This window comes from Hymenobacter volaticus (assembly GCF_022921055.1).
GTDB classification, from domain to species: domain Bacteria; phylum Bacteroidota; class Bacteroidia; order Cytophagales; family Hymenobacteraceae; genus Hymenobacter; species Hymenobacter volaticus.
Genome location: NZ_CP095065.1, coordinates 162,918 through 186,720 on the forward strand (window position 1 = coordinate 162,918; position 23,803 = coordinate 186,720).

The following is a 23,803-nucleotide window of genomic DNA, read 5'->3' on the forward strand; positions in this document are numbered from 1 at the left end:
GTGACGCTACTTGCACACTACAAGCGCTGTTCACAAGGCAAACTTCCGACGCGTGGGCAGGGCGGGCAAGTACGGCGAACTTATTCGGCACCCGATACTTTTACCCCCTAGGGCGGATTTAATCCCTGTTCCCCTCCGACATCTTTTTCCTCAATTTGCTTTCCCGATGTATCAGAAAAAAATTGCCAACACGCTTAATTGCGGCTCCGTGCTCACCAAAGAAGTGCTGCACGGCAAATGGAAGTCGACCCTGCTGGCGGGTATTGCCCAGGGCATTCAGCGGCCCAGCGCGATGCAACGCATGCTGCCCAGCGCTACGCGGCGCGTGCTCAACGTGCAACTGAATGAGCTGGAGCACCATGGCCTGGTTAGCAAAACTATCTTTCCCGAGTTGCCACCCCGAGTGGAGTACCACCTTACGGAGTTGGGGCAGTCGCTGCTGCCAGTGATTGAGGTAATGGAGCAGTGGGGCAATGCCCACCGCATAGAACTGGAACACGCGCTGGCCAGGAATTTAGCCGAGCTGCCAGACTAATCAAGGGCAGGAAACAGCCTAACGCCTACAGACGGGCGTAATAGGATCACTGTTTGTTCTACTCCTTCCATAAAGTCTGATAAAACAAAGGGGTATCGAACGTCAGGAGAGGCTAGTGAAATCGGCTCTTTACGGGCGAGTCGCCTTTTGGGGGTGCTAGGTAACGAGGCCCTTCACTTAGCGTTCCCTATCCTCTCCAGTATGCCAAGCTTGTTCTTCTTTCCCTACTCAGCGATAAACCCGTTGCCAGCAGCAAGATCTGTATCACTTCTAGAGCGCTCGTTTGTCCTATGTTCGCCTACCTGCCGTATTTGCGGCAACTGAGCAGGAAAACCTGAACCAGCTAAAAAGTCATTTGTAATGACAATATAAGAATCGGCCGCCGCTCCCCGGTGTGCGTAGCCATTCTCCCCGTTTCAGGTCGTTCGCCGACGCCTTTCGACAAGCCCGAATCCTTGCGTTGTAGCGCTTCACTTCAACGGATGGTCACTTTTGGTCGAGAGCCCTTCGCGTGCGCCAGGCGTAAGCTCTGTGCGAAACTCGCCCGTTCTGGTTCGATGGTTCGCCCACCGATTCCCTTCCACAATCAAACGCTATAACAGACTGCCCTCCCTTGAGGAGCTTTTTGCGTTTGATGCTCTTTTAGGTGAACGCGAACCTACTCTCTAGATAGTTGGTGCTGGTTGCTTCGAGCAAATAGAATTCTAATTAATCATGGCAATAAAATCGATTCAGCCTTGTCGCTGCTGGTGCAGCAGCCACGCAATAGCCTCTGCTTCCTGCTCGAAATAGCGGTATTGCATGGGCAATTCGCGCACGGCCGTCACCACTGAAGCCGTGGCTAAGCGGGCAAACACATCCTCGGCCACAATGACGGCTCCGTAGCGATAGCCTCCCTCCTGCACCGTGCGTGGTAGCCACTGCTCAATCACATAACGCTGTTCGTCCGGCGTAAAGGGAGACATGCGGCGCTGATCAACCAATAAGCAGCCATCGCCGCGCCGCGCCATGAGTCGGGTGACGTGTCCAAGAAAGGCGTGAAACGAGTCAGCGACTCGCACACTGGATTGATACGTCAGACGGGCAAAGCCCAAGGGATCATCAACGACACGACCAACGGCATTTTCGTAGTAGATCCTATATGTAGAGTTTAACATATAAAGTATAATAATTAAAATACTCAACTCAAAAACCGTACCCACATTCCTCCCATTACTACATACCTCGTCCCCGGTCAGGATGCCGTTCGGTCCGCTGATGGTCGCGTTCCCGCTCGGCCGTACGCACCGCGCTGGTGCGGGAGGACTGGTGAGCATAGCTTTCTTCGAGCGTAACTTCGAGGGAGCGTTTCACCTTGTCAAGTGTGTGGCTGATCTGCTCAATCGTGTTCCAATCGAAGCGATAACTGACCCTCAATTCTATCCGTTCGTTCTCTGCTTTTCGAACTTGCCACACAGTTGCGCCCACTTTCTCCAAGTCTTGTTGAATCCGGTCGGCCTGCTCTGCGTCGCGCGCACCGATGATGGCATGCAATGCCCGCGGGTCTTTGGCTATCTCTTCCCGCCGCGCTTGTTCCTGCTCATCCTGCGTGCGCTTAACAGCCTGCTGTACACTTATCCACAATTCCTGCCCATTAGGTCGCAGGTCGGATAAAGGAAAGCGGGCCTGAGTTTGCGTATCGCGCACCTGAAGTTGCTCGTCCGCTGTTTTGTGGAGGGTATAGCCGCTTTGCTGAAGAATAGTACCGACTTCTCCTCCATTGGTGATTGGCCCACGCAGGCAACCGGTGACTACATTCTCGGCCCGTTGCCGGCTTTGTTCGCGTTGCTGCTGCGCTCGCTCCAGTAGCTTCGGATTCAACGTGTCCCCCTGCACGGCAGCCATTAGTAAGTGGTCGACGCGCGTCGTCTGTTTGACGAGTTGCTGCTCTTTCTCAACTAGCTGCTGCGTTTTCTGCGCCAGCACGCTAGCTGTTTGTTGTTGCTGTTCCTTGCTCTTGGCTAGCTGCTTCTCCAGCACCCGTGCCCGGTCTAGTGCCAATGTATTCGCTGCGGCTATCGTGGCCACCTCGGCCAGCTTGGCATTGACAGCCGCCACCTGCTCGGCTAGGTAATGGTTCATGCGGGCTTGTTCCCGGTTTAAATACGCCTGCGGACTCAACTGGTCTTTCAGCTTCATGGGCTCTAACTCGAACGACTGGTAAGCCAGCGGCGCCGATAGTTCAGCCAATTCCTGTTGGGTTGTCTTCTGCGCGCCATAATGCCGGCGCACGTCCTGGTGAATTGCCGTGCTGTACTTGATTCCCCGTTCCAAACCGTGCGGTGCCATAGCTTGGGCATACTCGGTTTGCAACTGCCGCAGGCTGACTGGGCTGAATACATCGCGACACGAAAGCCGCACATCCGCACCTACCGGTTCTCCCTTTACCAAGCGAGGTTGGTTGGTAATTGGCACCACTACGGCATGAATGTGCGGGGTGATTTCGTCCTGATGGAGAGTACAACTAACTACATTCTTGATGCCGAACTTGTCTTGTAAAAAGGCAATATTGTCCTTCACCCACTGCGAGCCGCGGCAGTCCAAGGCATGCCCTTTAGCGTCACGTGGAAAGGCTTCGCTACTAGCCGTAAGCAACACCTCAACTGCGCGTACGGCATCCTTGCGTAGCCGCGGCAATTGCAACTCATTAATCCGCTCGGTTGCCAACTCCCAGTAGTTGCGCTGCCGGTGGTTTAGCAACTCTTCGTTACGAGCAAACTGCAACGGGTCGGCATTGGGCGTATCCTGCCCCCGGTAATTATGCAGCGTCGCGCTTGTAGCCATATCCCGACTGGTGAGCTTGCTGATGCGCAGAATTGCGTACGCCATGCTACTGAAAACTAGCAGTTACAGATCTCGCGGGCCAACACGGCCCTTAGCTAAGATAGCAAATTCATTGAATGCGTAGTGAGTTATACATTGAACGATAACGCCTGCTGCCATTGAACGATAACGCCTGCTGCCATTGAACGATAACGCCTGCTGCCATTGAACGATAACGCCTGCTGCCATTGAACGATAACGCCTGCTGCCATTGAACGATAACGCCTGCTGCCATTGAACGATAACGCCTGCTGCCATTGAACGATAACGCCTGCTGCCATTGAACGATAACGCCTGCTGCCATTGAACGATAACGCCTGCTGCCATTGAACGTTATCACATCTTGTTAGCACCCTTCCGAAGGAAGGTGTATACTATCTTCTAGAATTGATTTGTTCAAAGGTGGGGTCACCCGCAGAAAAGCCAGCATGACTAGCATCATCTATTTGGTTAATTATTGGTAAATCGTTGGGATTGTAACCGGATCAGCTAGTATAGGATTGGTTCACTGCTCACATAGGCGTGCGACAGATCGAGCGTGGTGAAGCTTACCTGTACCCGGCTCAGACGCAAGCACTCTTGCAACGTTGAATCTACTAAGCATTTGCTCGACATGGGCGGCGTTACGGTGGGCGTTATTTACGGGCCGAATTGTATAAGCATGGGCATGCCGTGGGGCGCTGACGCATTCACCGCATCTTGTTCACCTAGCTGCAACTCGGCTTGGTACAATTCTTCATGGGTGGTGATGATGTTCTCTACCGCGGAACTGTCCTTGGCTACCTGAAACGGTAGCGTATCGAGCAAAATCCCCTCAGTGGGGATGGCGGCGGCAATGCCTTTGAGTTCAGCCAGCGCACGGTGCGCCGTGGCTAGCTTCTTTAGGACGATACGGGTTTCCAGTCCTTGTGGGGGCGGAAGGGAGTGGGTTGCCAAATCATAGTGCTTAGGCGTGCGAAAAGGCACGGCTAAGCACCCACTGCTTTGTAAAGAAAATCGATTATTCTTTGCGAAGCGTCGGGCCTTATGGGAAGAAAAGCAAGTTTTCTTTACAAAGCACTCAAAGCCTGGTTGTGGCATTGTAGGAATACCTGTAATTGTTGCCGAACTCGCAGCACAAGACCTATTCGATCGAAAGGGAACAGCTAAGCCACCAGAAAGCTGCGAAAAGAAGCTTTTCTGCCACTATATCCCCTGGTTTACCAATCTGAAAAGCTGGCGTGAGATTTCTGCAACCGCCACGGGCGCCCTAGAAATGATACCCTTGCTTACTGCTGGCAACTAGTTTATCGCTAAGCAGAAAAAGAGAAGAACAAGCTTAGAACACTGGAGAGGATAGGTAGCGATAAGAAAACGTGCCTCGTTACCTAATCTATCATGCAGAGGCCACAGATAGTATCGACGTATCCGAAATCACAACCTCGTTACGAGGTCCGATAAGCTTTTGGTCAAAGAAGCGCTACCTTCTTGATGAGTACAAATTATGTCCAAATTAAATATCATAATTTTACCAGGTCGTTTTTAGATAATATTAATAAACTTGTGTTATTACCCCGTTTCTTGTACAATGCCTATTTACCTCGGATAACATTCAATTGCCTTGTTACCTATTATATCGATCATCTCCGTCAAACCGGCTAGTGTTTAAAGATCAGTTATCTCTAACTCGTTATAAGGTCCGATAATTCTTACTTGCAGGAAGATTCTACAAGCCAAAAAACTTGGTGGCATGGAAGCGCTTGACGTCGTCTAAGCGGGCATAGCGCTCGATCATGGCGAGGGTCTTTTGCTTGGTCTGGTTCTTAAGGACCTTGTTGGACTGGCCCGCCTCGACGGCAAGCTTTCATAAAAAATCAGTGAAAATGCGCGGTTACTGCTTGTTTGCCAACAACTTGTTTAGCTTTCGGGCCGGAGTGCCTGGTTATCGCTCACGGTACCCTCCCTCATTCTTATCCTTGCGATGACCAATTTCTGCCAACTCCTGCTTTTGTTGTTCTCCCTGACGCTGGTGCTGCCCGCGGTGGCGCAACCGGCCCCGGCCGGAGCGGTCCACACTGGCCCGGCATTCGATGTGGAAGCCGCCACCCAGCGCTACCTCGACACGCTCACGCCGGCGCAAAAGGCCAAGTCAGACGCCTATTTTGAGGGCGGGTATTGGCTGCAGCTGTGGGAGCTGCTCTACGCCCTAGGAATAGCGGCGGTGTTTTTGCGGCTCGGGCTCGGACGCTGGCTCACGCGCGTGGCGGCGCGAATGCCCCGGCCATGGCTGCGGCGACTGGCGTATCTGTTTGGGTACCTACTGCTGGGATGGGTGCTGAGCTTCCCGCTGAGCGTGTATGTAGGGTGGGTGCGGGAGCAGCAATATGGAATGTCAAACGAGACGTTTGGCGCGTGGCTGGCCGATGCGCTGAAGGAACTGGCGTTGTCGCTGGTCTTTGGTAGCTTCCTGTTACTGGGCGTGTACGCGGCGGTGCGCCGCACGGGTAGGCGTGGGTGGGCGTGGGCCACGGGCCTTGTGGCCCTGGCCCTCGTGCTAACCGTCTTTGTGGGCCCGGTGTACGTGGCGCCGCTGTTCAACCACTACACCTCGGTACCGGCCGGGCCGGTGCGGGAAGGCATTCTGCGCATGGCGCGGGCCAACGGCGTGCCCGCCGACAAGGTCTACCTGTTCGATGCCTCCAAGCAGAGCAAGCGCATCAGCGCCAACGTGAGCGGGCTGGGCCGCACCATTCGGGTGTCGTTGAATGACAACCTGCTCAATCGCTGCACCCCGGCGGAAGTCCAGTCCGTGATGGGGCACGAACTGGGCCACTACGTGCTGAACCACATCCCGAAAAGCCTCGTGTTTATGGTGCTGCTTATCGGCGGGTGCTTGTGGGCAGTGGATGGGGTGTTTCACCGGTTGCTGGGCCGCTACGGGGCCGGCTGGGGCATTGCCAGCCTCGGCGATGTGGCTGGCCTGCCGCTCGTGATGGCCCTGCTAACGGTGTTCAACTTTCTGACCACCCCGGTAGTGAACACCCTTGTTCGCACTCAGGAACATGAAGCGGACCTATTTGGGCTGAACACGGCGCGGGAGCCCGAAGCCTTTGCTAAAGTGGCGATGAAGCTCTCGGAGTACCGGAAAATCAACCCGGGACCGCTGGAGGAAATGATTTTCTTCGATCATCCCAGCGGGCACACCCGCGTGCACACGGCTATGCAGTGGAAAGCGGAACAGCCGCGATAAAGCTGCCCTACCAAGCAGACTAGCTGTATAGTCTCTCGGCCTGACGATGTAATTTCCGGGCTGGGATTTCGCACAAACTCCCATAACCGATTATCGCCCGAGTGCTTTCTCGGCACTGCTTGCTCCTTCCTGTAGTGCCGTATGAGCTAACTTCAACAACGAGGCTTCCTGGTCCACAAGTCTCCCATTCCTATTTGCTGGTGCTGAAGTGCACGCGGTGGGGCCGTAACGGGTAGCCCTGAGTTGACTGAAATCCTCCCGCGGTGAGCACAAACTCGTAGGTGTGGGCCGGCAGTAGCTTGACTTGGTAGGTAACGGATTTACGGTCCGCCGAAAACACTCCCCGCCCCACGAGCGGCCAGGTCGCGGCCCCTCCCGGGCCATAGTCCATGGATGTATACGGGCTCATAGGCTGCGAAAAAGTGATCGTCAGTTCCCGCACGTTGGGTGCTACCCGGTGCGGGGCGGCGGGCAAGGGCTGCACGCCAGTCACCACGGGTCGCTGTGCGTCGTAGGCAGTGCGCAGTTGAGCAATAGTGGCCGGGAAATAGTAGCGGGAACGGGTTAGGAAAGCTTCCACCGCCTGGTCACTGGTGTAGTCCAATTCGATCATTTCCCGAATAGCTTGCTGCTGGTTGGCCACTTGCTGGTAATACGCCCGGCAGATCGCGTAGCCCATGTAGTAGCCTAAGTCTGCGATGTGGGTGGAGTCGTCGGCGAGTTGATTGTAAAACCAGCGGTCGAAGCGGGGATGGAACAGTTCCCACTGGAAGCGCTGCTTGAGATCCGTCTCGTGCGCCGGGCCATACTGCCGGTAGGGCAGCGCGACGGGCTGGCCCACCACCTGTTCCGTGACGAAGTCGCAGGTGCCCTCGTAAATGGCCTGGCCCAACACGTTGTTGCCGTAATGGTTTTCCTGGGTATGCACGTATTCATGCACGCAAACGGCCGGCAAGTGCTGAATCGGGTCCCGGGCAAAAGCGCGGGTCAGGTATTGGCGCATCGCCGGGGCAAACTCCGAAACCTCCACGCTGCCATTGCCCGCCGCCAATTCCGCCCCAATGATGACGGCGTCGCCTTGGGTGGTTCCCCCGGAGCGCAAGATGCCGACCGTCAGGTAAATTGAGGCGGGCCGCAGGGCCGGATACAGCTTTTGCAGTTTCTCCAGGTAGGGTTGGAGCCCAGGCACGCCGGCCTGCAGCAGTTGGGTGCGCGGCCGCAGAGAGCGCCAGAACTTGGGGTAGCGCCGAATGGACCGTACCCACGCGGGGGCTGTGTAGCCCTTTGCCGTCATGAAGGCGTGCAACCCGGGGCTGCCGGGATCAATATAGAGGCGCTGCAAACAGGCTTGCTGCCGCACACTATCGGTGGTTGTGCTCAGGCTGTCATAGGCCTGCCAGAAACGGGCGAGGTCGCTGGTCACCACCCGCGGGGCGGGGGTCTGTGCCCGGGCGGGCCGAGGCAGGCCGCACCAGAGTAGGCAACAGCAAAGGCCGAGGCGCACGAGTCGGATAGTAGACCAGCCAGCGAAGAGGGGAAGGTGAGCAAGCAAGGCGCGAAGCAACATCAGTCAGGGGTGGAGAGGAGGTGTAGAAGCGGTACCAAGTAGCACAAAGGTGCGCCCCGGCCCCTGGGGGTTCAATTTCTTTCGACCACCGGACAAGTCGCCTCGACAACGGGAGGGGGCAGGCCTGGGCGCGTTATTGTTTTCGACCAACCCCGCTCGATTCTCGACCTGCCCGTTAGGGGAACCCGCCGAAAAGCCGTTTCTTTTCTTTCTTCTATTCTGGCGGCTATGACCATTCGTTCTTTTCTGCAAGCCTATGCGCAGCACCTCGTTCTCCGGGTCACGGCGCACCTGTTGCTTTGGGTTGGCCTGTATGGGTGCACCGATGACCCGGACCAGCCGTTGCCCGTCCTCTTGCGCCTGCAGGAATGGGGCTATGCCGCGGGCAGCTTTTACTTGCTCTTCTACGGGCCGGTGCGCCGGTGCTGGGAACGCGGGCGCTACGCGTGGCCGGTCGCTGCGGTCGTAGCGGTCGGGATGGGCACCGGCTGGCTGCTGTACTGGCAAAACCGACTGGCCTACCCCAACTCGGCGTTTGCCCACGCCTACCTTCCCGTTTATGAGCAGGTGGGCGTGCTGGCCATCTTGCAATCGGTACGCGTCTTCTACTACGCCCTGTTGGAAGGGGTGCTAGTGAATCTGGCCGGGCCGGCGGCGCTCAAAATTGCCAAGACCTTATATGAGCGGCAACTCGCGCGTCACCATCTCGAACAACTGCTGCAGCGGCAGCAACTGGCGCTTCTGCAAGCGCAGGTGAGCCCGCATTTTCTATTCAATACCCTCAACAATCTCTACGGCCTGGTCTTGCACGACGATGCGCGAGCCCCTACGTTCGCCCAGCAGGTCGGCGCGCTGCTGCGCTACACCGACGAGCAGGCTGACGCTTCCTGGGTGAGTCTGCCAACCGAAGTTCAGTTTATCGAGGATTACCTGGCCTTGACCCGGCTGCGCTACGATCAGCGCGTCACCGTGGAAAGCCACTGGCACGGCGAGTTGGACCTGCCCGTGAGCTTGCCGCCGTTGCTACTGCTGCCGCTGGTGGAAAATGCCGTCAAACACGGCTTGCAGCCTGCCATAGGGCCGGCATGGCTGCGCGTGGAAGGCGTGGTTTGCGACGGGCACCTGCTTTTCACCGTCACCAATAGCGTGGCGGCCGCACCGGAGCCACCAGTTACCGGCGGCTTGGGCCTGACTACGTTGCGCGAGCGCCTGCATTTACTTTATCCCTCGCCCTCCCCGCTCACGCTCCGGCCGGCTGCCACGCAGTTCAAAGCCCACCTGCGGCTGCCCCTGTACCAAGCCCCCATAACCTCGTCGGGCGAGGCAGTAGTTAATTCTTCCCTTATCGCTGCTCTCGCCGAATGAGTTCGCTTCGCCTCGGTTGGCTGCGCGCCCAATGGGGCACTCTCTTGGCCTGGCTACTCTTTTACCTGCTGGTGCACTTCAACCTCAACGATGAGCAGTTCTCGTTCTGGGCGCCCATGAAGTTTGTGGTGGCCTTCCCGCAAACCCTCTTCAGCCTGGCCGCCGTCTACGGAGTGCGGTGGCTGTTTCCGCAACCCCTAGACATACCGCTCTGGAAGCTGCTGCTCTACGGCCTCGGCTGCTTTCTGCTGCTGCACGTCGTCTATTATTATGCCCTGCACGCGGCCCAGCCCCTGGCGCCCGAACAGTCAGTAACGCACCGCCGCTGGGTGCATTTCATGGCCGGGCAGGGCCCCTTCTATTTTCTGCGCAATCGAGCGTACCTGCTCACCGTCAGCCCTTATTTCTTTGGCTTGCTGATTTGCCTACCGCTGGCCGTGTTCTTGCTCTACGCGAGCCGGCAGGAAAGCCAGCAGCTGGCGTGGGTGCAGCAACGCCACCAGGCCCACGCGGCGGCGGTAGTGCGGCAGCAACTCAATTCCACCTTTTGTCGGCAACTGCTCGAGCGGATCACGCAGTTGCTCGCTCAGCGCCAAGCTGGTCTGGCGGCGGAGGTAACCCTGAAGCTGGCCCAGCTCGTGCGGCATACGCTTTACGCCGGCCGGCAGGAGCAAGTCCCGTTGTCGCAGGAGCTCGACGCGTATCTGGATTATGTGTATTTGCAGGAAGTACGCCTCGAGCCGCAGGTGGAGATAACGGTACGCTTCACGGCGACCGAGCCCACCCCGCCTACGGTGCTGACGGGTATTCTCTTGCCGCTGACCGAGCAGTGGCTGGGTCTGGGCGGCCGCGCGTGCGAGATCGAGCTCCGCGTGGACGCGGCGCAGCTCATGCTCTCGCTGTGGACGGACGCCGCCCCCAACCTGCTGCCGGAGGCGGCCCCCGCCGTGGTGGCGCGGTTAAGGCAGTATAACATGCAAGCATGCCTTGCAATAGAACGGCCGTCCTTCGGTGGGGTGTTACTCACGCTGGGCTTACCTTTAGTTGCTCCTCTCTTTCCCCCGCAAACGGCTGCCGCTCCCTTAGTCGCCGGCTTATGAACCCACTTATGACTGTTCTGCGCTGCCTCGTGCTCGACGACGAGCCGATTGCCCGCCAGCTCGTGCGCACGTATGCTGAACGCCTGCCCTTTCTGCACCTAGTGGGCGAGTGCGCCAACGCGCTGGAGGCGCACGCGTTTCTGCTGCAGCAGGAGGTAGACGTGCTGTTCTGCGACATCGACTTGCCCCAAATTTCCGGGCTGGACTTCCTGAAGGCGCTGCCCAACCGGCCGCTGGTGATCTTCACCACCGCCTATGAGCAGTACGCGCTGATGGGCTTCGAGCTGGACGCGGTGGACTACTTGCTCAAACCCTTCGCGTTCGACCGGTTTTGGCGGGCCTTCCAGAAAGCGCAAGAACGAATGGCTTTCCAGTTGAGGCCCCTGGCGCAGGCTCCTGCTGTCGCCTTGGAAGAAGCGGCCGCTCAACCCGTCATACCAGCCGAGCAAGTCATTGTCATCAAAGAAAACGGGCAACTGATCAAAGTAGCGCTGACCAGCATTCGGTACGTCGAGGCGATGCGTGATTATGTGAAAATCTTCTTGCCCGAGCGCCGCCTCGTGGCGTACCTAACGATGAAGAAGCTGGAGGAAACGCTACCCGCCGCGCAGTTCACCCGAGTACACAAGTCGTACCTGGTGCGCAATGAAACCATTCTCAATTTCCAGGGCAACCGGCTTACGCTCATCGGTCAGGTGCAGATTCCGGTGGGACCGCAGTATCGGGACGCCGTGTTGCGCGCATTACAGCCATATGTCGTTCAACGTTAAAGAGGGCAGCAGAAGAGAACCACAGTTTTTAGGTGACGAGCAGTCTGGTTGACAGAAGATCTGCTTCTCAAAGTAGCTTTTTGCACTTTTCTACACATTTACATAATACAAGGAATATTGTTGCCTTATTTGAATAATTTTTAGCTTTATCGAATATTACCCTCGATAACTGTTAAGTAATAGAGTTTATAAGCTTAATAATAGGGCTACTGCAAGGACCTATTAGTTGGTAGAAGGGAAGCTAACTAATAGCTTTTATAAGCTGATGCTCTTAATGAAACCCATAACCCATTCAAAAAGCTTCTTCAATGCCATTTCGTATTTGGTGTTAGTAAGCAGTAGGTCTGAGGTTACTGCTGCGACGACAAAAAACTCGCTCCGGAAAAGATTGACTTCCCGTTCGGCAATGGGAAAACGTTCGGCAATCGTTTGGTAAGCCGATTCGGAAATCTTGAGGTGGGCCACCTCCCCCGGGTGTTCTGCCACCGGTCGCCGTGGATGCAGAGTAGATAATCGAATTGCTGCAGAGGCTTGTACTTGAAAATGCGGATATAAGCATGATGGTCCTGGTAAGGCACTAACTCAGTGGCCACCGAAAGCTTTTTGGAACTATAGCAGAGGAAGGTAAACCCGAAGGTACGCCTGCTTGGATTGGTCACGTGCAACGAAGTGAGTGCGGGTGGTCCTTGCCAACGGAAGCTGGAACAAACAGGACCTGCCGCCGGCAGGTCCTGTCCTGCTACTTGGACTGGCCGCGGCGGCTGCCCTTCTTGCGCCTAGCTGGGCTGCCGTACCTGCCTTCAGTAAATGTAGTTTGCCGCATACTTTCGAGTTGCAAATCACCCTTTGATTTACCCCTGCTATAACCCTTTGGTGCCACTGCACGGTAAGCGCAGGGCCGTTTGGGGTACGGACCAAATGTTTATCCAACGACTAAAGAGAGTAGTTATCTGACCACCTGACTAACCAAAATCACGGGGGCAACATTGGTGTAGTTGGCCAAGTCGGCCCGGATAGCCTCTCTATGCGGGCCAATTGCTGCCTGATACGCAGCAAGGCTTTTTACATAAAATGTTCCGATTGCCAGATAAGGCATTGGTTGATTGGGAATGCCGCTGGCAAGGCCCTTTTCAATGGAGTATTTAACTAAACTTGAGCCGAGCAGCCCCGCCACCATGGGCATGTGTTTAGTTTCATAATAGGCCATATTGAAGGTCTTCCCTTCCGCAAAAGGGTACATGATGGCTATTTTGATTAATCCTTTGTCATCAACAGCCGAATGGTCCTCTTTAGCAGTACGCGACTGCTGTTGCTGACTAAATGCAGCAAAGCCTGCGGTCAGAAGCAAAACTGATAGTACGAGTCTAGGTTTCATGGGTGTTTTTTGGTTAAGTATAAGCCGACACGAAGAGTACGACGTGCGCTTCGGCGACGGGCATTACTTTAAGTTAGTAGGTTTTTGGATGCAGCAACAGCGTTGTAGTTCCGACCTAACACTGCGCCAATGGCCACCAAGTAGCGAAGTGAAGCGGTGAACATGGTATGATTCTAGAGAGGGGTGGGGGCACAATAATCTCCTTCTCAATCAAATCGCCCATGAAAAAGCTACTCGTTGCTTTCGTGCTTGCTGTTGGTACCCTCCCGGCTACTTACGGGCAGACGATAGCGCCTGCCTCAACCGCGGACAAGCGAACAGAAGAGTATTGCCAACTTAAGGCTCGACCTAAATTGAATGGGCGGTACGTCATCTCGATTGATTATGGGCAGCAGCAAAAGCTGATTTCCGAAAATCTTTTGCGCGATGCCGCTGGCAGGGCGGTGGAGTTTAGATCGGCCATTGATGCGCTCAACTGGTTGAACGGACAGGGATGGGAGTTGATGAGTACCTTCGTGCTGGTAGAGGATGGCGATGGAGTCGCCTATTATGTACTCCGCCGGCGTCTTTCGGCTTAACACGACGGGGAAGCCAAAGCCCTTGCCCACGCGTAAGGACCAGCGCTTTCTGGTTTAGTAAGACTACGCCGCCGAGCGGCTGGGCAAGCGAATCGGGTTGGCCTAGATAGTAACCCTGCCTAGTTTATGCGCCTTATTTCTTTCACCCCAGCCCTGCTGGCCGCCGTCCGGGCAGATCGCAAAACGGTTACCCGCCGTCGGATCGCGTCTCCGCTATCCCTGCAGCAGCAACCGGATGCGTACCGGTATCATGGCTTGGAGCAGGAGGGAGCCTTGTTTGAAAGCCTGCAGCCTGGTTCAACCAGATGGCTGCCCCTTATTTCCTGCCCCTTTGGCCAGCCTGGGGCACTGTTGTGCGTGCAAGAAGACGCGTCCTTGAGGCTAGAAGTGGTAAGCCTTCATGCGGAGCAGGTCCGAACCCTCACGAATACGGATGCCTTGGCAGAAGGCGTGCAAGAGCGCCAACTAGCGGGCCAGCAGCAGTGGGGTGGGGTAGAGCCTGATCCTAGCCTGCCTGGCTGCTACCGGTGGTACGAGAGCCCAACTGCTGCTTTTCGCGCCCTGCTGGATTCCATCTACTCGGCGGCTTGGGAGCGAAACGAATGGGTGTGGGTAGTAAAGTTTACGCGGGTGTTGCCAGTATAAGCTACGACTTTGTTGCTCGGTTTCGTGCTGCACGACGTTCGCAAACAAGATCATTTAGTGGAGCGGGGAGGTCGGCAGCGCCGCCTGCCTATTTCCTGGCGCTTTTGTAACGGGTCTTGATTCGCACGTATAGCCAGCCCGTAAACTTACTCGCCGACCGAAAGGCGTTTACTTCGTCTGCCCCGCCTACTTGTACGACCGTCAGGGGAGAAGCCGCGTAAGGGTTCGGGGCGGTTGGAATACTGAAACAGCGTATAAGCTTCTTGATGCCGGTCTTGAATTCCTGCAAAGTAATGGAATAAGGCACGAACGACTTGCCATACTGATAGGCGTAGGGCTCGTATGGCAGCGTCACCGTATTATTGGTAACAGGCATTTCCCTGCTACTACCATCCACAATTTCCAGGGCGGCATTCCGCTTCTTTAAAAACAAACTCAACTTTCCAAACTTACCGCACGCATTGCCTAAGCGGCCACTGAGCAATAAGGCAGCGCGAAAACAATCATTTCGATTTATACACCATTTTTTAATTCACATGAAAAAACGAAAACTTTTATCAGTGGTGCTGCTATTACTGGTGGCATTCCATCATGCGTTGAGCCAGAATCTAAAACTTAATAACCTCGAGTATTTCGAGACGCAAGGCGTTAATGTCCTGGTGTACAACAACCTGTTTACCGGAGGTTTTAATGATGAGAAGAACGCCGGAATAGAACTGATTCATCACGGCGTCAGAACCGCGCAAGGCGGCGCGGTGCGACTTTCCAACACGCCGGAGCAGTGGGATCTTGTTCCCAACATATCAAACCGAAAGGTAAACCGGGCCTCGAAAACCATTGAGGCTACCTTGCGGTACGAAGACTACGATTTCGATTCGCGCGTGGTGGTTACGGCAAAGGGCAAGGGGATTGAAATAGCCGTTTATCTTGATAAACCGGTTCCCAAGGCACTAGAAGGGAGTGCCGGATTCAATCTCGAGTTTCTACCCTCGCAATACTGGCAGAAGGCGTATTTGATGGATGGTCGGTACAACCGGTTTCCGCGCTATGTGGTAGGTAGCACCACTACGAAGCCTAACAGCGCAAAACCTAAGCAATACAAGGGGTATAAGACAGCCGACGATAGAGGAACCGGCAAATACATTGATCCGCTGCCTCTGGAAACCGGACGCACCTTTCTCCTGGCGCCTGATGACCCCTCACGCTTGGTGAAAATCACCTCGCCGGAGGTTGATCTTATGCTTTTCGACGGCCGCATGCTGGCCCAAAATGGCTGGTTTGTCGTTCGCAGTTTACTTCCGGCTGGAAAAACCGGCAAGGTGTTAACTTGGACCGTTGAACCCCATGCAATTGAGGGGTGGATACGAGAACCAAATATCGGTTTCTCGCAAGTAGGCTACCTGCCTGCGCAACCGAAAGTGGCGGTCATTGAGCTCGACAAGAAAGATAAACCGCGCGCAAATTCATCGTTGTACAAAATTGGCGACGACGGCCAAGCCACCAAAGTATTTAGCGGCAATATCGCGCCCTGGGGCAATTACTATAAATATAACTACGTAAAATTCGACTTTTCTTCGGTAAAGACTCCCGGTATATATTATATCAAGTATGGCAATCTTAAAACCAATAATTTCTTAATACAAGATAATGTTTACGATAAGATTACGGATGCCACCAGCGATATATGGATTCCGATCCATATGGATCATATGGCGGTAAACGAGGCGTACAGGGTATGGCATGGCGAGCCCTTTAAAGAAGGGTATCGTCAGGCGCCGCCCAACACCGATCACTTCGACCTTCATGCGCAAGGACCAATGACCGATACCAAGTATAAAGCCCTCGAATTGATTCCTGGATTAAACGTAGGGGGCTTTTTCGACGCCGGAGATTTTGATATCGAAACTGGATCGAATATTAGCGTAGTGCAAAATTTCGTCCGGACTTGGGAATCTTTTAAGCCGTTACGCGACCAGACTTTTGTCGATCAGAAGCAACGCTATGTTGATCTGCACCGGCCCGATGGAACGCCCGACGTATTGCAGTTTATCGAACACGGAACCTTGAACCTGGTGGCCCAAGCCGAGATTGTTGGCCACATGACCCAAACACTCTCCAACTCGGTTCTTGACAATTACCACCACCTTGGTGACGCGGCTTCCCTAACGGACGGCCTCCCGTATAACCCCAAACTAGGTCCTTACGAAGTAGCTAGTGATGGGCGATCAAGCGGCGTTAAAGATGATTTGTGGGCCTTTACCAGCCGTAATCCTAGCCTCGACCTTAATGCAGCAACGATGTTTGCCGCCGCAAGCCGGGCGTTGAAGGGGTACAACGACGACCTTTCCGCGAGGGCGTTGCAACAGTCAAAAAGACTGTTGAAAGAGTCATCGGAACTGCTTGCCAGTCGGCCGCAAGATAGTTTGGGCAGGCGCGGAAGAGCGGATATTGCCACCAATCTTCAATTGTACGTCTCGACCGGTGAAAAACAATACGGTGATAGATTTCAGCAACTTTTGTGGCCGGCACTGGACCGTAACGTTAATATCTTCCTGCTGACGGCACTGGATGCGATACCCCACCTGGACGCGTCCTTCAAGGAAAAGCTGCGACCCTACGTGGTAAAGTACCAAGCCTACCTGAACGGGCTTGAAAAGGATAACCCCTACGGCGTACCCATCGGTCTTGGTAACTGGGCGGGTAGCGGAGACGTGACAAACTTTGGTACGACCATTTGTTTTGCCAGCGAATATTTCCCTGAAATTATCAATAAAAGCCATGCTTATAAGGCTGCCAACTATCTATATGGCTGTCACCCGTATCATAATTTTTCGTTGGTGGCAACCGTGGGTGCGACCCGCCCCAAAGCCGTCTTTTACGGCAATAACCGAGCGGACTTTTCTTTTATTCCAGGCAACGTTGCTCCCGGCTTGCTATTCAGAAAACCGGATCATTTTGAAAATTACGACGACTGGCCTTTTTTCTGGGGGCAAAATGAGGGAACGATTGGTGGAAATACCCAATATTTAATTTTTGGCTCAGCTTTCAAGAACTTAGTTAAATAAACAGTTGGTATTGACGATTATAAATCAGCTGCCGCTTTCTCAAGCAGGGCGACGCATTACAGGTAGGCGGCCGCCGATTACTATATTATAGCCATGGCCGATAAATATAGCTTTCGGCGGTAACCACGAAACTATCAAGCCAAGTTGTCGTCGCGTTTGGCAACATACCGGGGCATTTTGCGAACCGTTAAGGGCGACAAGAACAGTTGTTGGGCGTCCTTTTCCCTAAATGTCCAAGGCCCCTATAGCGACCAACTCAGCTCCAACATATAGTCAAGCTCTGGTGACCTAGCAAAGCGAGGAGCAGGGCCCTTCTATGGAGCCAGTTCGTAGTCTGTTGAGCAAAACGACTGGAAGCACCCCGGCCCAATTTTCAGTACATCCGTGAAGGGCACTGTCCGAGTCGCCAAATGTATTTACTATTAGAGCCTGCCTATTTTTTGCCAACTGAAACCATACTGCTTAATTCTTTCTGGACTCGGCTAATTGCCCGCCGGTATGAAGTAGGGCAGAGTGCGCAGCTGGCTCCGTACTCTCCCTTGGAGAGGAGGGTAACCGCTTCTGATTTCAAGCCTCCACCAGAAAGCCCTGGTAAACCGGCTCGAAGGGCTCCGCGACGACTGCATTTGCAACTGCTACCCGATCAGCGGACAGCAATGACGCCTACGGAGGTGGTCACGCCCCCGATTACCGACACCACTCGCGCGGGCGGACTAGTGTACCCACTCGCGGGCGTAAAGGTGAGGGTATGGCGGCCTGGGCCTAGCGTTTCAAAGAAAAATCCCCCTTGGTTAGTCTCAGGAACCACTGATACCGCGTGGCCGGTACTGTCGGTGGCCGTGACAGCGAGTAAGGCCTGGACTGGACTCACTCGACCACTCAGCGAGCCGGTGGCCGTGGAACGGGTGAATAGTCAGCCGGTCTGCGTCACTTCGCCCGGCCGTATATGAAACAGGAGGACTTTAAAGCCTTCCGACACATACCCAGGGGCGAGAACAATGTCCACTGTATAATCCCCTTCCACTAGACGCGATAGAATAAAGTGACCGTCGGTCGTGTCAGGAGCAGCAGAAACAAAGGCCCCTGTGCGGCTGCTGGCGGTGAGAGTGCGAACGGATCGAACAGGAAACGCGCTCCCTCGCATCTCCCCATACGGGGTGAAAGAGGTCGGCGGAGGGCCGTTTTATCACAGGCACTGAGGCTGACAGCCACAACGCCTAGCCAGAACCCCCACGGCCTTTCCAATCTCCTTTTCATACGACAGCGGGTGCAGCAACCCTTCTGCTTAAGGCACACAATATATTATAAATATAATATATTGTGTGCCTTAAGCAGAAGGGTTGCTGGTCTTAATTAAATGCACTTACACCCACTGCTGTTCGAGATTATAGTAAAAACCAGCACTAGAAATACTGCATCGATAGGTTCCGATACTCCTTGCTTATTGCTCGTTGGCCTTATAAGCCTAATTCTTTAGCGGAATTGTGCTGGCGCACGTTGTCGAGACGGGTGTAGCGGCGGATCATGGCCGAGGTCTTGTGCTTGGTCTGGTTCATGACCTTGCTGTCATCGGCTCCGTTGAGCTTGGAGACGGTCACGAACGAAGCCCGCAAGGAGTGCGCCGTGTAGCCGCTGCCTAAGTACTGCTGGGTAATCAGGTTGATGTACTTGGTGGTCATTCGACGCGCGGTGAGCTGCTGGTTCTTGCGCAGCGACACAAAGATGGGTCCTTCGGTGCGCCCCAACACGCGCAGCCACGCCTGCAGCGAGCGGATCGGGCAGACGGCAGAGTCGGGCGAGTAGAAGATGGCTTTCTCTTCGGCCTGCCCAAGTTGGTTGGTTTTGCTTTTGCCAAGCGAGATGATGAGGCCTTCCTCATCGAAGGCGAGATCCTCGAGGTTGAGGGCTTCGAGCTCGGAGCGGCGGAACGCGCCCGTGAAGCCAAGCAACAGCAAGGCCCGGTTGCGAAGGCCCGTGGGCGTGGTCACGTCCATGCTCTGGATGGTGCGCTTGAAGGTAGCCAAGGTGAAAGCGGCGGCTTGCTTGATGCGGGTTTTCTTTTCGCGGGCGATGCCTTTGAGCAGCACCTTGATCTTTTTGTCGGCCGTGGGCGAGTCGTGCCCGGCTAACTCGTGGGCTTTGGTGATGGCGGCGGCATGGCGCTGGATGGTGGCTACTTTCTTGCCCGCGTCGGCCAGCTCGGTGAGGAAGCCCGCCAGCGCTTCGACCGAAGCCGGTAGCGCCGACAGGTGGTTGAGGGTGCACCAAGCGTTAAAGCGCTTCCAGTCGCCGGCGTACGCGCGCACGGTGTTGGCCGCCCCGCGCAAGCCCGACTCGACGTAGCGGCTGGTCGAGTCAACGAGGTGCGGCGGTACTTGGGCGGTGGCAACAGGCGGGGCAGTAGGCAGCTGATTCATGTAACCTATATAATAAGGAGTCGAACCCTCCAAAACGAGGACTTTTGACGCTGCCAAGATAAGGAACGATAAGTAAAGCTTATCAGTCCTTACTAACCAGATAGTAAGCGCTCTTACATTTAAGTCTTATCATAACTTATAATTTCTTTTACTTTGGTTACTGGCTTAAGTACGACAAGAAACATTTATCGCACCTAAATTTTTGTTTTTCAGCTGATTGATCCTTCCGACTGCATATTGTAAAGTATTGGAATAGGGCTTACCAAGATGATCCTTGTTGTCTCCATTATAATTTGTGGCACTACCATACTTGCCAGCCTAATGCCCTACCTGAAGAAAGCAATGGCGTACAAGTTCTACCTGGTACTATTTCAGGGGTAATTGATTCCAATTTCAGCGTTAGCCTAACCCCCTAAAACAGAAAGTAATTTGCATAGCCTAGTATGAAGAGCATCGCCGTTAGTTATCTCTCGGCTTGATCTAAGTTCAGCCGTGTTTAAGTTAGCTAGCTGCGAGCAATGTAAGTATATAGCACGAGGTAAGTTTACTTGGTACGTCAACCTACAACTCAAAGCATCTCTTGTGCATGTTCTAAGCGCGATGCCACCCCAGTAGCCGATTACTCTTGCCTTAAGAACTACTAAGACTCAAACGGCCGTGTTCTCCAAGAAGCCAAAAGAATACCAGCTTACACTCTTACCGCTCCACGATTTAACCCTGTACGCATCTTCTATTGATGTAAGCTCACCCAATTGCGCAACGTGTAGCTGTTATTAATATATAGATCACCATCACGTGGCTAAACTCTTAGCCGCCGAAGAGGATGCGGAACACAACTGTTTATTTAAGCTGCTCGCTGTACTAAAAGCGCTGCAACAAGTTCTGGATATGATCTTGCATAAAACAGCTGTTAAAAGTGAAAAACCATCAATATAATCAATATTAGGACTAATTCTTATCTGTAAAATAATTATATTGATAAAGATAAAATCCAAATAATATTCTCAAAAATAGTTTATTAACATAGACATAAGTGATGCATAAATAAAAAAAAATATCTATGTTTGAGATGATAGCCCTTATCTACGTTAAAGTGTATGAACTAATGGTGCTACTGACAAACAAAATAGCAGTGGTTAGTGCTGAATGGCGGGCTTAAGCATTTACCAATAGTTTACTTGTAATCTATTGGTAAGCACCATAACAGTTAGTACGTATACTTTGATACACACTTCTAAAAGAAGAAAGTTATGTACAGCATGCTCAATTTTTCTAAAAAAAGAGGATTGAAAAGTGAAAAAACTCACGGGAATTGATTTAAAAAATAATGGTTGCTCTAATGAAAGAGCAACCATTATTTTTTATGACAAGTACAGTCGAAATAACTTTATAAATATAATAAAAGTTAATAGTAAATTTATAGGAATTGATATTTACGATTTTTGTTTGAATATTGATATTGATTTTTCAGCCTCTGGTGCCAAAATATCTTCTTCTAAATACGATATAGAATTAATTAATAAATCTAATATTATTTATTATCCCTATAGTTACGAATCAGTTTTTTTTGATCCGATCAAAGGGGATTCATATTACAAGTTTGTTAAAAGGCAATTTGCTTCTATACTCTTGTATTTGGAAAATATATTCGATTTATCTCTAGGTATCATAAATACCCCAACGAACGCCAGAAAATGGAGTAATAAATTATATCAATTAGGGGAGGTGAGCAAATTTCTCCCTGAATATACGATTCAGACTAAAATTAAATCAAAATACTCGGATTCAGAAATTGGTTCTATTATAAAGCATTTGAGTGAAACAAGAGGGATCAATAAATATAATGATAGTATGGCATTAAGAGTAAATAAGGAAGTTAAAAATGAGTTATCACATGGAACTGCTTTGCCCTATATAAGCCAAAAATATATTAAAAGTACAATGGAATATAGATGCTATGTATTTGGTTATGAATTAATATTATTAAAGTTTTCAAGGAAGGATCTACCTAGCGATATCATAGATATACATTTCAATATGGAGTTATTAAAAAATGCTATTTTAGTAAAAATCACTGATAGTCAATTAGAAATGATAGATAAAATCTCAAAGTTAACTCAATTAAAAATGTTCTCAGTAGATTTTTTTTCACTAAGTACTAATAAATTATTTATTATTGAAGTAAATCCCTTATCTAGCTGGCATTGGTTGCCTATACCTATTATTTTAAAATTAGAGGAAGCATTAAAAAAATTCATCGACAAAATTTTACCCTAATGTTAGAAGTAAGGCTGTTTAATCCAGGGTTAGTAGAAAATTCCTTAACTGCGGAGCATTGCGTTCATGCATGTTTCCAAATGCTATTGAGAACAAGGCCTGGATATCAAGTATTTAGTTTTAAAAAGCTTGATGAATTAATGCATAAAGTGCCTGGCAAATACACCTTTGAGTATAATTTAGTTGCCGAAATGCCATCACTTGGCTTTGCCACAGAAATTATATGGGAATTTGATTTATTCCGATTGTCTAACGATCCGAAAGAATTCTTCCTTGACATTTATGGGAAACCTATTGGAGAAATTACTATTGCGAATTCAGACCTAGAGTTACTTAAATTAGATGCAAAAAGACTGTATGAAAGTACACAAGTCAAAATCACTACAAGGAGTGCTACTTTCGAAGATATTAAACTCAAAATTTTGGAAGGTTATTATATCTTGTGCACCATAAATCAGAGAGTTTTACAAGCTGATTCCGGCTACGTAGCACATACTATTTTAGTATATGGGTTCAATGATAGGGGCTTGATAATTCATAATCCAGGGCCACCATCCAATGATTCTGCCGAAATACCTTGGGATCTTTTCAACAAGGCTTGGGCCTGTCCAGATGATAAATCAAGAAATATAATGGCTTTTAAATACAATGGAAATAAATAAGTTGGACACGACTTTAAAAAAGCTCATTGCTAAAATTATTTTCTACAAATACTTAGCATTTTTCATAACACTACTTGTCTTAAGTTTGTGGATATACTTTGTATATAGATCTGAATTTATTTTAAAGAATTTTGTGTTAAATTTATTTTATAGCGTTATATCTGCAATAGTCTTATCCTTATTCTATGACCTCTTTATGCGAAGCGAAAACAAACTTTCTAAAGACGAAGAACTCAATGAGTCAAAAACCCTTATAAGCAATAATTTGCTTCACTACCTAGATTTTGATGCTATAGACAGAAACACTCAGGAATTATTTGTAAATAAAATGTATCATAATGATGTGTTTTTGAGAATATTATCAAAAACTATAATTAAGGGAACTAGAGATGATCTCTTCTACTCTATATTTAAACCACTAAGAGACGGGAAACTATTGCTAGATGTTAATGTGGAAAATATCTTCAGAAAATCACCTGATAATTTTTCTTATTTGTTAGAGTTTAAACAAACCTTTAGGTCTCCTTCCAATATGCAGGAGTTTCTTGTAATTTATTCATGTGATAATGAAATATTCAATAGCATAGTTCAATCGAGAGAATGTGTTATAGAAGCTGCAATTGGTGTATCGGATTCAGAGTGGATTAATATTGATTATGCAATCAATAATATGTACTTAAAAGGCGAAAAAACAGATGGCGGGAAAAAGAAATCAATTAAGTTGACACCTAGGGAAGTAATAGGAGATGAGTTATATAAGAGAGTTCCGATCGAAGAACTAAATCCTAGTAGTATAAGGGCTTTTATTTTCAAACTTCCTGATTATCACGAGAATTTTGTGTTTGAATTTTATTATGAAGTTAAAAATAGCTTTAATGATCCATATTATTATTGGATAGCTGAAAATCCTATGTATTTACATAGCTTAGTTTTTAACTATGAAAATATAAAGGATTGTATAGGCCAGGTTTCAGCTAATTGCATAATGGGCAACCAATTATATGAGCCAGTACATGACAGAGCAAGAGGAATTTACACAATAAAAACGGATGGGCTAATTTGGCCTGGCCATGGTGCCCTAATTGTTTGGAGGCCACGAATTAAATAAAACTAATTGATAAAACTATAATTTGCAAATTATCATGCTAGTATTGAATATATAATTTAAATTATGATGTTTAGTCAAATCAGTTATTAAAAAAATTTTAGTCCATTGATATTATGGACAACATAATTTGGATTTCGCAAAGTTTTTACATCAATATTTAGTCTTCAAACCTGTCCTTTATTGTCTATATAAACGCTCCAATAAAAGGACAAACAAGAATGGCTGTGGCATCATTTTCTTGGAATGCT

Annotated in this window: 22 protein-coding genes and 1 pseudogene; 13 read left to right on the top strand and 10 right to left on the bottom strand. The window is 51.0% G+C overall.

Annotated elements, in window-relative coordinates:
* Positions 1-166: 166 nt before the first annotated feature.
* A complete protein-coding gene (locus MUN86_RS27655) occupies positions 167-535 on the top strand; it encodes a winged helix-turn-helix transcriptional regulator (RefSeq protein WP_245126981.1) in 369 nt (122 codons plus the stop codon).
* A 731-nt stretch (positions 536-1,266) separates the two neighbouring features.
* Here MUN86_RS27655 and MUN86_RS27660 read toward each other — a convergent pair.
* The 4 genes and pseudogenes from MUN86_RS27660 to MUN86_RS27675 all read right to left on the bottom strand — a co-directional run.
* The gene (locus MUN86_RS27660; RefSeq protein ID WP_245126982.1) at positions 1,267-1,692 is read right to left on the bottom strand and encodes a SpoIIAA family protein; all 426 of its coding nucleotides are present in this window, start codon (positions 1,690-1,692) and stop codon (positions 1,267-1,269) included.
* 58 nt (positions 1,693-1,750) lie between these two features.
* The gene (gene mobV / locus MUN86_RS27665) at positions 1,751-3,403 is read right to left on the bottom strand and encodes a MobV family relaxase (RefSeq protein WP_245126983.1); all 1,653 of its coding nucleotides are present in this window, start codon (positions 3,401-3,403) and stop codon (positions 1,751-1,753) included.
* 18 nt (positions 3,404-3,421) lie between these two features.
* The gene (locus MUN86_RS27670; RefSeq protein WP_245126984.1) at positions 3,422-3,724 is read right to left on the bottom strand and encodes a hypothetical protein; all 303 of its coding nucleotides are present in this window, start codon (positions 3,722-3,724) and stop codon (positions 3,422-3,424) included.
* A 387-nt stretch (positions 3,725-4,111) separates the two neighbouring features.
* Positions 4,112-4,333, bottom strand: a pseudogene (locus MUN86_RS27675) (Fic/DOC family N-terminal domain-containing protein); the annotation flags it as partial.
* 16 nt (positions 4,334-4,349) lie between these two features.
* Here MUN86_RS27675 and MUN86_RS27680 point away from each other — a divergent pair.
* The gene (locus MUN86_RS27680; RefSeq protein ID WP_245126985.1) at positions 4,350-4,682 is read left to right on the top strand and encodes a hypothetical protein; all 333 of its coding nucleotides are present in this window, start codon (positions 4,350-4,352) and stop codon (positions 4,680-4,682) included.
* A 675-nt stretch (positions 4,683-5,357) separates the two neighbouring features.
* Positions 5,358-6,626, top strand: coding sequence for a M48 family metallopeptidase (locus MUN86_RS27685; RefSeq protein ID WP_245126986.1), 1,269 nt, complete (start codon positions 5,358-5,360; stop codon positions 6,624-6,626).
* A 190-nt stretch (positions 6,627-6,816) separates the two neighbouring features.
* Here the strand turns inward: MUN86_RS27685 and MUN86_RS27690 are convergent, their stop codons facing one another.
* Complete coding sequence (locus MUN86_RS27690) at positions 6,817-8,193, bottom strand: hypothetical protein (RefSeq protein WP_245126987.1); 1,377 nt, start codon at positions 8,191-8,193, stop codon at positions 6,817-6,819.
* A 228-nt stretch (positions 8,194-8,421) separates the two neighbouring features.
* Between MUN86_RS27690 and MUN86_RS27695 the strand changes: the two genes are divergently transcribed.
* The 3 genes from MUN86_RS27695 to MUN86_RS27705 are packed head-to-tail and all read left to right on the top strand — an operon-like array spanning position 8,422 to position 11,428.
* Positions 8,422-9,558, top strand: coding sequence for a sensor histidine kinase (locus tag MUN86_RS27695; RefSeq protein WP_245126988.1), 1,137 nt, complete (start codon positions 8,422-8,424; stop codon positions 9,556-9,558).
* The gene (locus MUN86_RS27700) at positions 9,555-10,658 is read left to right on the top strand and encodes a histidine kinase (protein WP_245126989.1); all 1,104 of its coding nucleotides are present in this window, start codon (positions 9,555-9,557) and stop codon (positions 10,656-10,658) included. Before MUN86_RS27695 ends, MUN86_RS27700 begins: the two co-directional genes overlap by 4 nt.
* Positions 10,659-10,666: 8 nt before the next feature.
* Positions 10,667-11,428, top strand: coding sequence for a LytR/AlgR family response regulator transcription factor (locus tag MUN86_RS27705; RefSeq protein WP_245126990.1), 762 nt, complete (start codon positions 10,667-10,669; stop codon positions 11,426-11,428).
* Between the two features lie 255 nt (positions 11,429-11,683).
* On the opposite strand, the gene MUN86_RS27710 is transcribed toward MUN86_RS27705, so the two are convergent.
* Positions 11,684-11,914: a hypothetical protein gene (locus tag MUN86_RS27710; protein ID WP_245126991.1), complete on the bottom strand. Its 231-nt coding sequence runs from the start codon at positions 11,912-11,914 to the stop codon at positions 11,684-11,686.
* Positions 11,915-12,374: 460 nt separating this feature from the next.
* A complete protein-coding gene (locus MUN86_RS27715; RefSeq protein WP_245126992.1) occupies positions 12,375-12,803 on the bottom strand; it encodes an EthD family reductase in 429 nt (142 codons plus the stop codon).
* 221 nt (positions 12,804-13,024) lie between these two features.
* Between MUN86_RS27715 and MUN86_RS27720 the strand changes: the two genes are divergently transcribed.
* Both MUN86_RS27720 and MUN86_RS27725 read left to right on the top strand, forming a co-directional pair.
* Positions 13,025-13,381 (top strand): hypothetical protein, encoded by a 357-nt coding sequence (locus MUN86_RS27720; RefSeq protein ID WP_245126993.1) that lies wholly within the window; start codon positions 13,025-13,027, stop codon positions 13,379-13,381.
* A gap of 126 nt (positions 13,382-13,507) precedes the next feature.
* Positions 13,508-14,026: a hypothetical protein gene (locus MUN86_RS27725; RefSeq protein ID WP_245126994.1), complete on the top strand. Its 519-nt coding sequence runs from the start codon at positions 13,508-13,510 to the stop codon at positions 14,024-14,026.
* 88 nt (positions 14,027-14,114) lie between these two features.
* On the opposite strand, the gene MUN86_RS27730 is transcribed toward MUN86_RS27725, so the two are convergent.
* A complete protein-coding gene (locus MUN86_RS27730) occupies positions 14,115-14,465 on the bottom strand; it encodes a hypothetical protein (RefSeq protein WP_245126995.1) in 351 nt (116 codons plus the stop codon).
* Positions 14,466-14,562: 97 nt separating this feature from the next.
* Here MUN86_RS27730 and MUN86_RS27735 point away from each other — a divergent pair, with 97 nt between their 5' ends.
* Positions 14,563-17,091, top strand: coding sequence for a cellulase N-terminal Ig-like domain-containing protein (locus MUN86_RS27735; RefSeq protein ID WP_245126996.1), 2,529 nt, complete (start codon positions 14,563-14,565; stop codon positions 17,089-17,091).
* Positions 17,092-17,734: 643 nt separating this feature from the next.
* On the opposite strand, the gene MUN86_RS27740 is transcribed toward MUN86_RS27735, so the two are convergent.
* Both MUN86_RS27740 and MUN86_RS27745 read right to left on the bottom strand, forming a co-directional pair.
* A complete protein-coding gene (locus MUN86_RS27740) occupies positions 17,735-17,962 on the bottom strand; it encodes a hypothetical protein (RefSeq protein ID WP_245126997.1) in 228 nt (75 codons plus the stop codon).
* 586 nt (positions 17,963-18,548) lie between these two features.
* Positions 18,549-19,508, bottom strand: a complete 960-nt coding sequence (locus MUN86_RS27745) for a site-specific integrase (RefSeq protein WP_245126998.1) — start codon at positions 19,506-19,508, stop codon at positions 18,549-18,551.
* A 795-nt stretch (positions 19,509-20,303) separates the two neighbouring features.
* Between MUN86_RS27745 and MUN86_RS27750 the strand changes: the two genes are divergently transcribed.
* The 4 genes from MUN86_RS27750 to MUN86_RS27765 all read left to right on the top strand — a co-directional run bounded on the left by MUN86_RS27750 (position 20,304) and on the right by MUN86_RS27765 (position 23,555).
* Complete coding sequence (locus tag MUN86_RS27750) at positions 20,304-20,444, top strand: hypothetical protein (protein WP_245126999.1); 141 nt, start codon at positions 20,304-20,306, stop codon at positions 20,442-20,444.
* Positions 20,445-20,801: 357 nt separating this feature from the next.
* On the top strand, positions 20,802-21,785 hold the full coding sequence (locus tag MUN86_RS27755) for an ATP-grasp domain-containing protein (RefSeq protein ID WP_245127000.1): 984 nt from the start codon (positions 20,802-20,804) through the stop codon (positions 21,783-21,785).
* The gene (locus MUN86_RS27760) at positions 21,785-22,447 is read left to right on the top strand and encodes a hypothetical protein (RefSeq protein ID WP_245127001.1); all 663 of its coding nucleotides are present in this window, start codon (positions 21,785-21,787) and stop codon (positions 22,445-22,447) included. Before MUN86_RS27755 ends, MUN86_RS27760 begins: the two co-directional genes overlap by 1 nt.
* Positions 22,448-22,643: 196 nt before the next feature.
* On the top strand, positions 22,644-23,555 hold the full coding sequence (locus MUN86_RS27765; protein WP_245127002.1) for a hypothetical protein: 912 nt from the start codon (positions 22,644-22,646) through the stop codon (positions 23,553-23,555).
* Positions 23,556-23,803 lie beyond the last annotated feature (248 nt).

Coding starts and splice junctions, on each gene's coding strand:
- MUN86_RS27655 (WP_245126981.1), top strand. CDS start 167: ATGTATCAGAAAAAAATTGCCAACACGCTTAATTGCGGCTCCGTGCTC.
- MUN86_RS27660 (WP_245126982.1), bottom strand. CDS start 1,692: ATGTTAAACTCTACATATAGGATCTACTACGAAAATGCCGTTGGTCGT.
- mobV (WP_245126983.1), bottom strand. CDS start 3,403: ATGGCGTACGCAATTCTGCGCATCAGCAAGCTCACCAGTCGGGATATG.
- MUN86_RS27670 (WP_245126984.1), bottom strand. CDS start 3,724: ATGGCAGCAGGCGTTATCGTTCAATGGCAGCAGGCGTTATCGTTCAAT.
- MUN86_RS27685 (WP_245126986.1), top strand. CDS start 5,358: ATGACCAATTTCTGCCAACTCCTGCTTTTGTTGTTCTCCCTGACGCTG.
- MUN86_RS27690 (WP_245126987.1), bottom strand. CDS start 8,193: ATGTTGCTTCGCGCCTTGCTTGCTCACCTTCCCCTCTTCGCTGGCTGG.
- MUN86_RS27695 (WP_245126988.1), top strand. CDS start 8,422: ATGACCATTCGTTCTTTTCTGCAAGCCTATGCGCAGCACCTCGTTCTC.
- MUN86_RS27700 (WP_245126989.1), top strand. CDS start 9,555: ATGAGTTCGCTTCGCCTCGGTTGGCTGCGCGCCCAATGGGGCACTCTC.
- MUN86_RS27705 (WP_245126990.1), top strand. CDS start 10,667: ATGACTGTTCTGCGCTGCCTCGTGCTCGACGACGAGCCGATTGCCCGC.
- MUN86_RS27715 (WP_245126992.1), bottom strand. CDS start 12,803: ATGAAACCTAGACTCGTACTATCAGTTTTGCTTCTGACCGCAGGCTTT.
- MUN86_RS27720 (WP_245126993.1), top strand. CDS start 13,025: ATGAAAAAGCTACTCGTTGCTTTCGTGCTTGCTGTTGGTACCCTCCCG.
- MUN86_RS27725 (WP_245126994.1), top strand. CDS start 13,508: ATGCGCCTTATTTCTTTCACCCCAGCCCTGCTGGCCGCCGTCCGGGCA.
- MUN86_RS27735 (WP_245126996.1), top strand. CDS start 14,563: ATGAAAAAACGAAAACTTTTATCAGTGGTGCTGCTATTACTGGTGGCA.
- MUN86_RS27745 (WP_245126998.1), bottom strand. CDS start 19,508: ATGAATCAGCTGCCTACTGCCCCGCCTGTTGCCACCGCCCAAGTACCG.
- MUN86_RS27760 (WP_245127001.1), top strand. CDS start 21,785: ATGTTAGAAGTAAGGCTGTTTAATCCAGGGTTAGTAGAAAATTCCTTA.
- MUN86_RS27765 (WP_245127002.1), top strand. CDS start 22,644: ATGCGAAGCGAAAACAAACTTTCTAAAGACGAAGAACTCAATGAGTCA.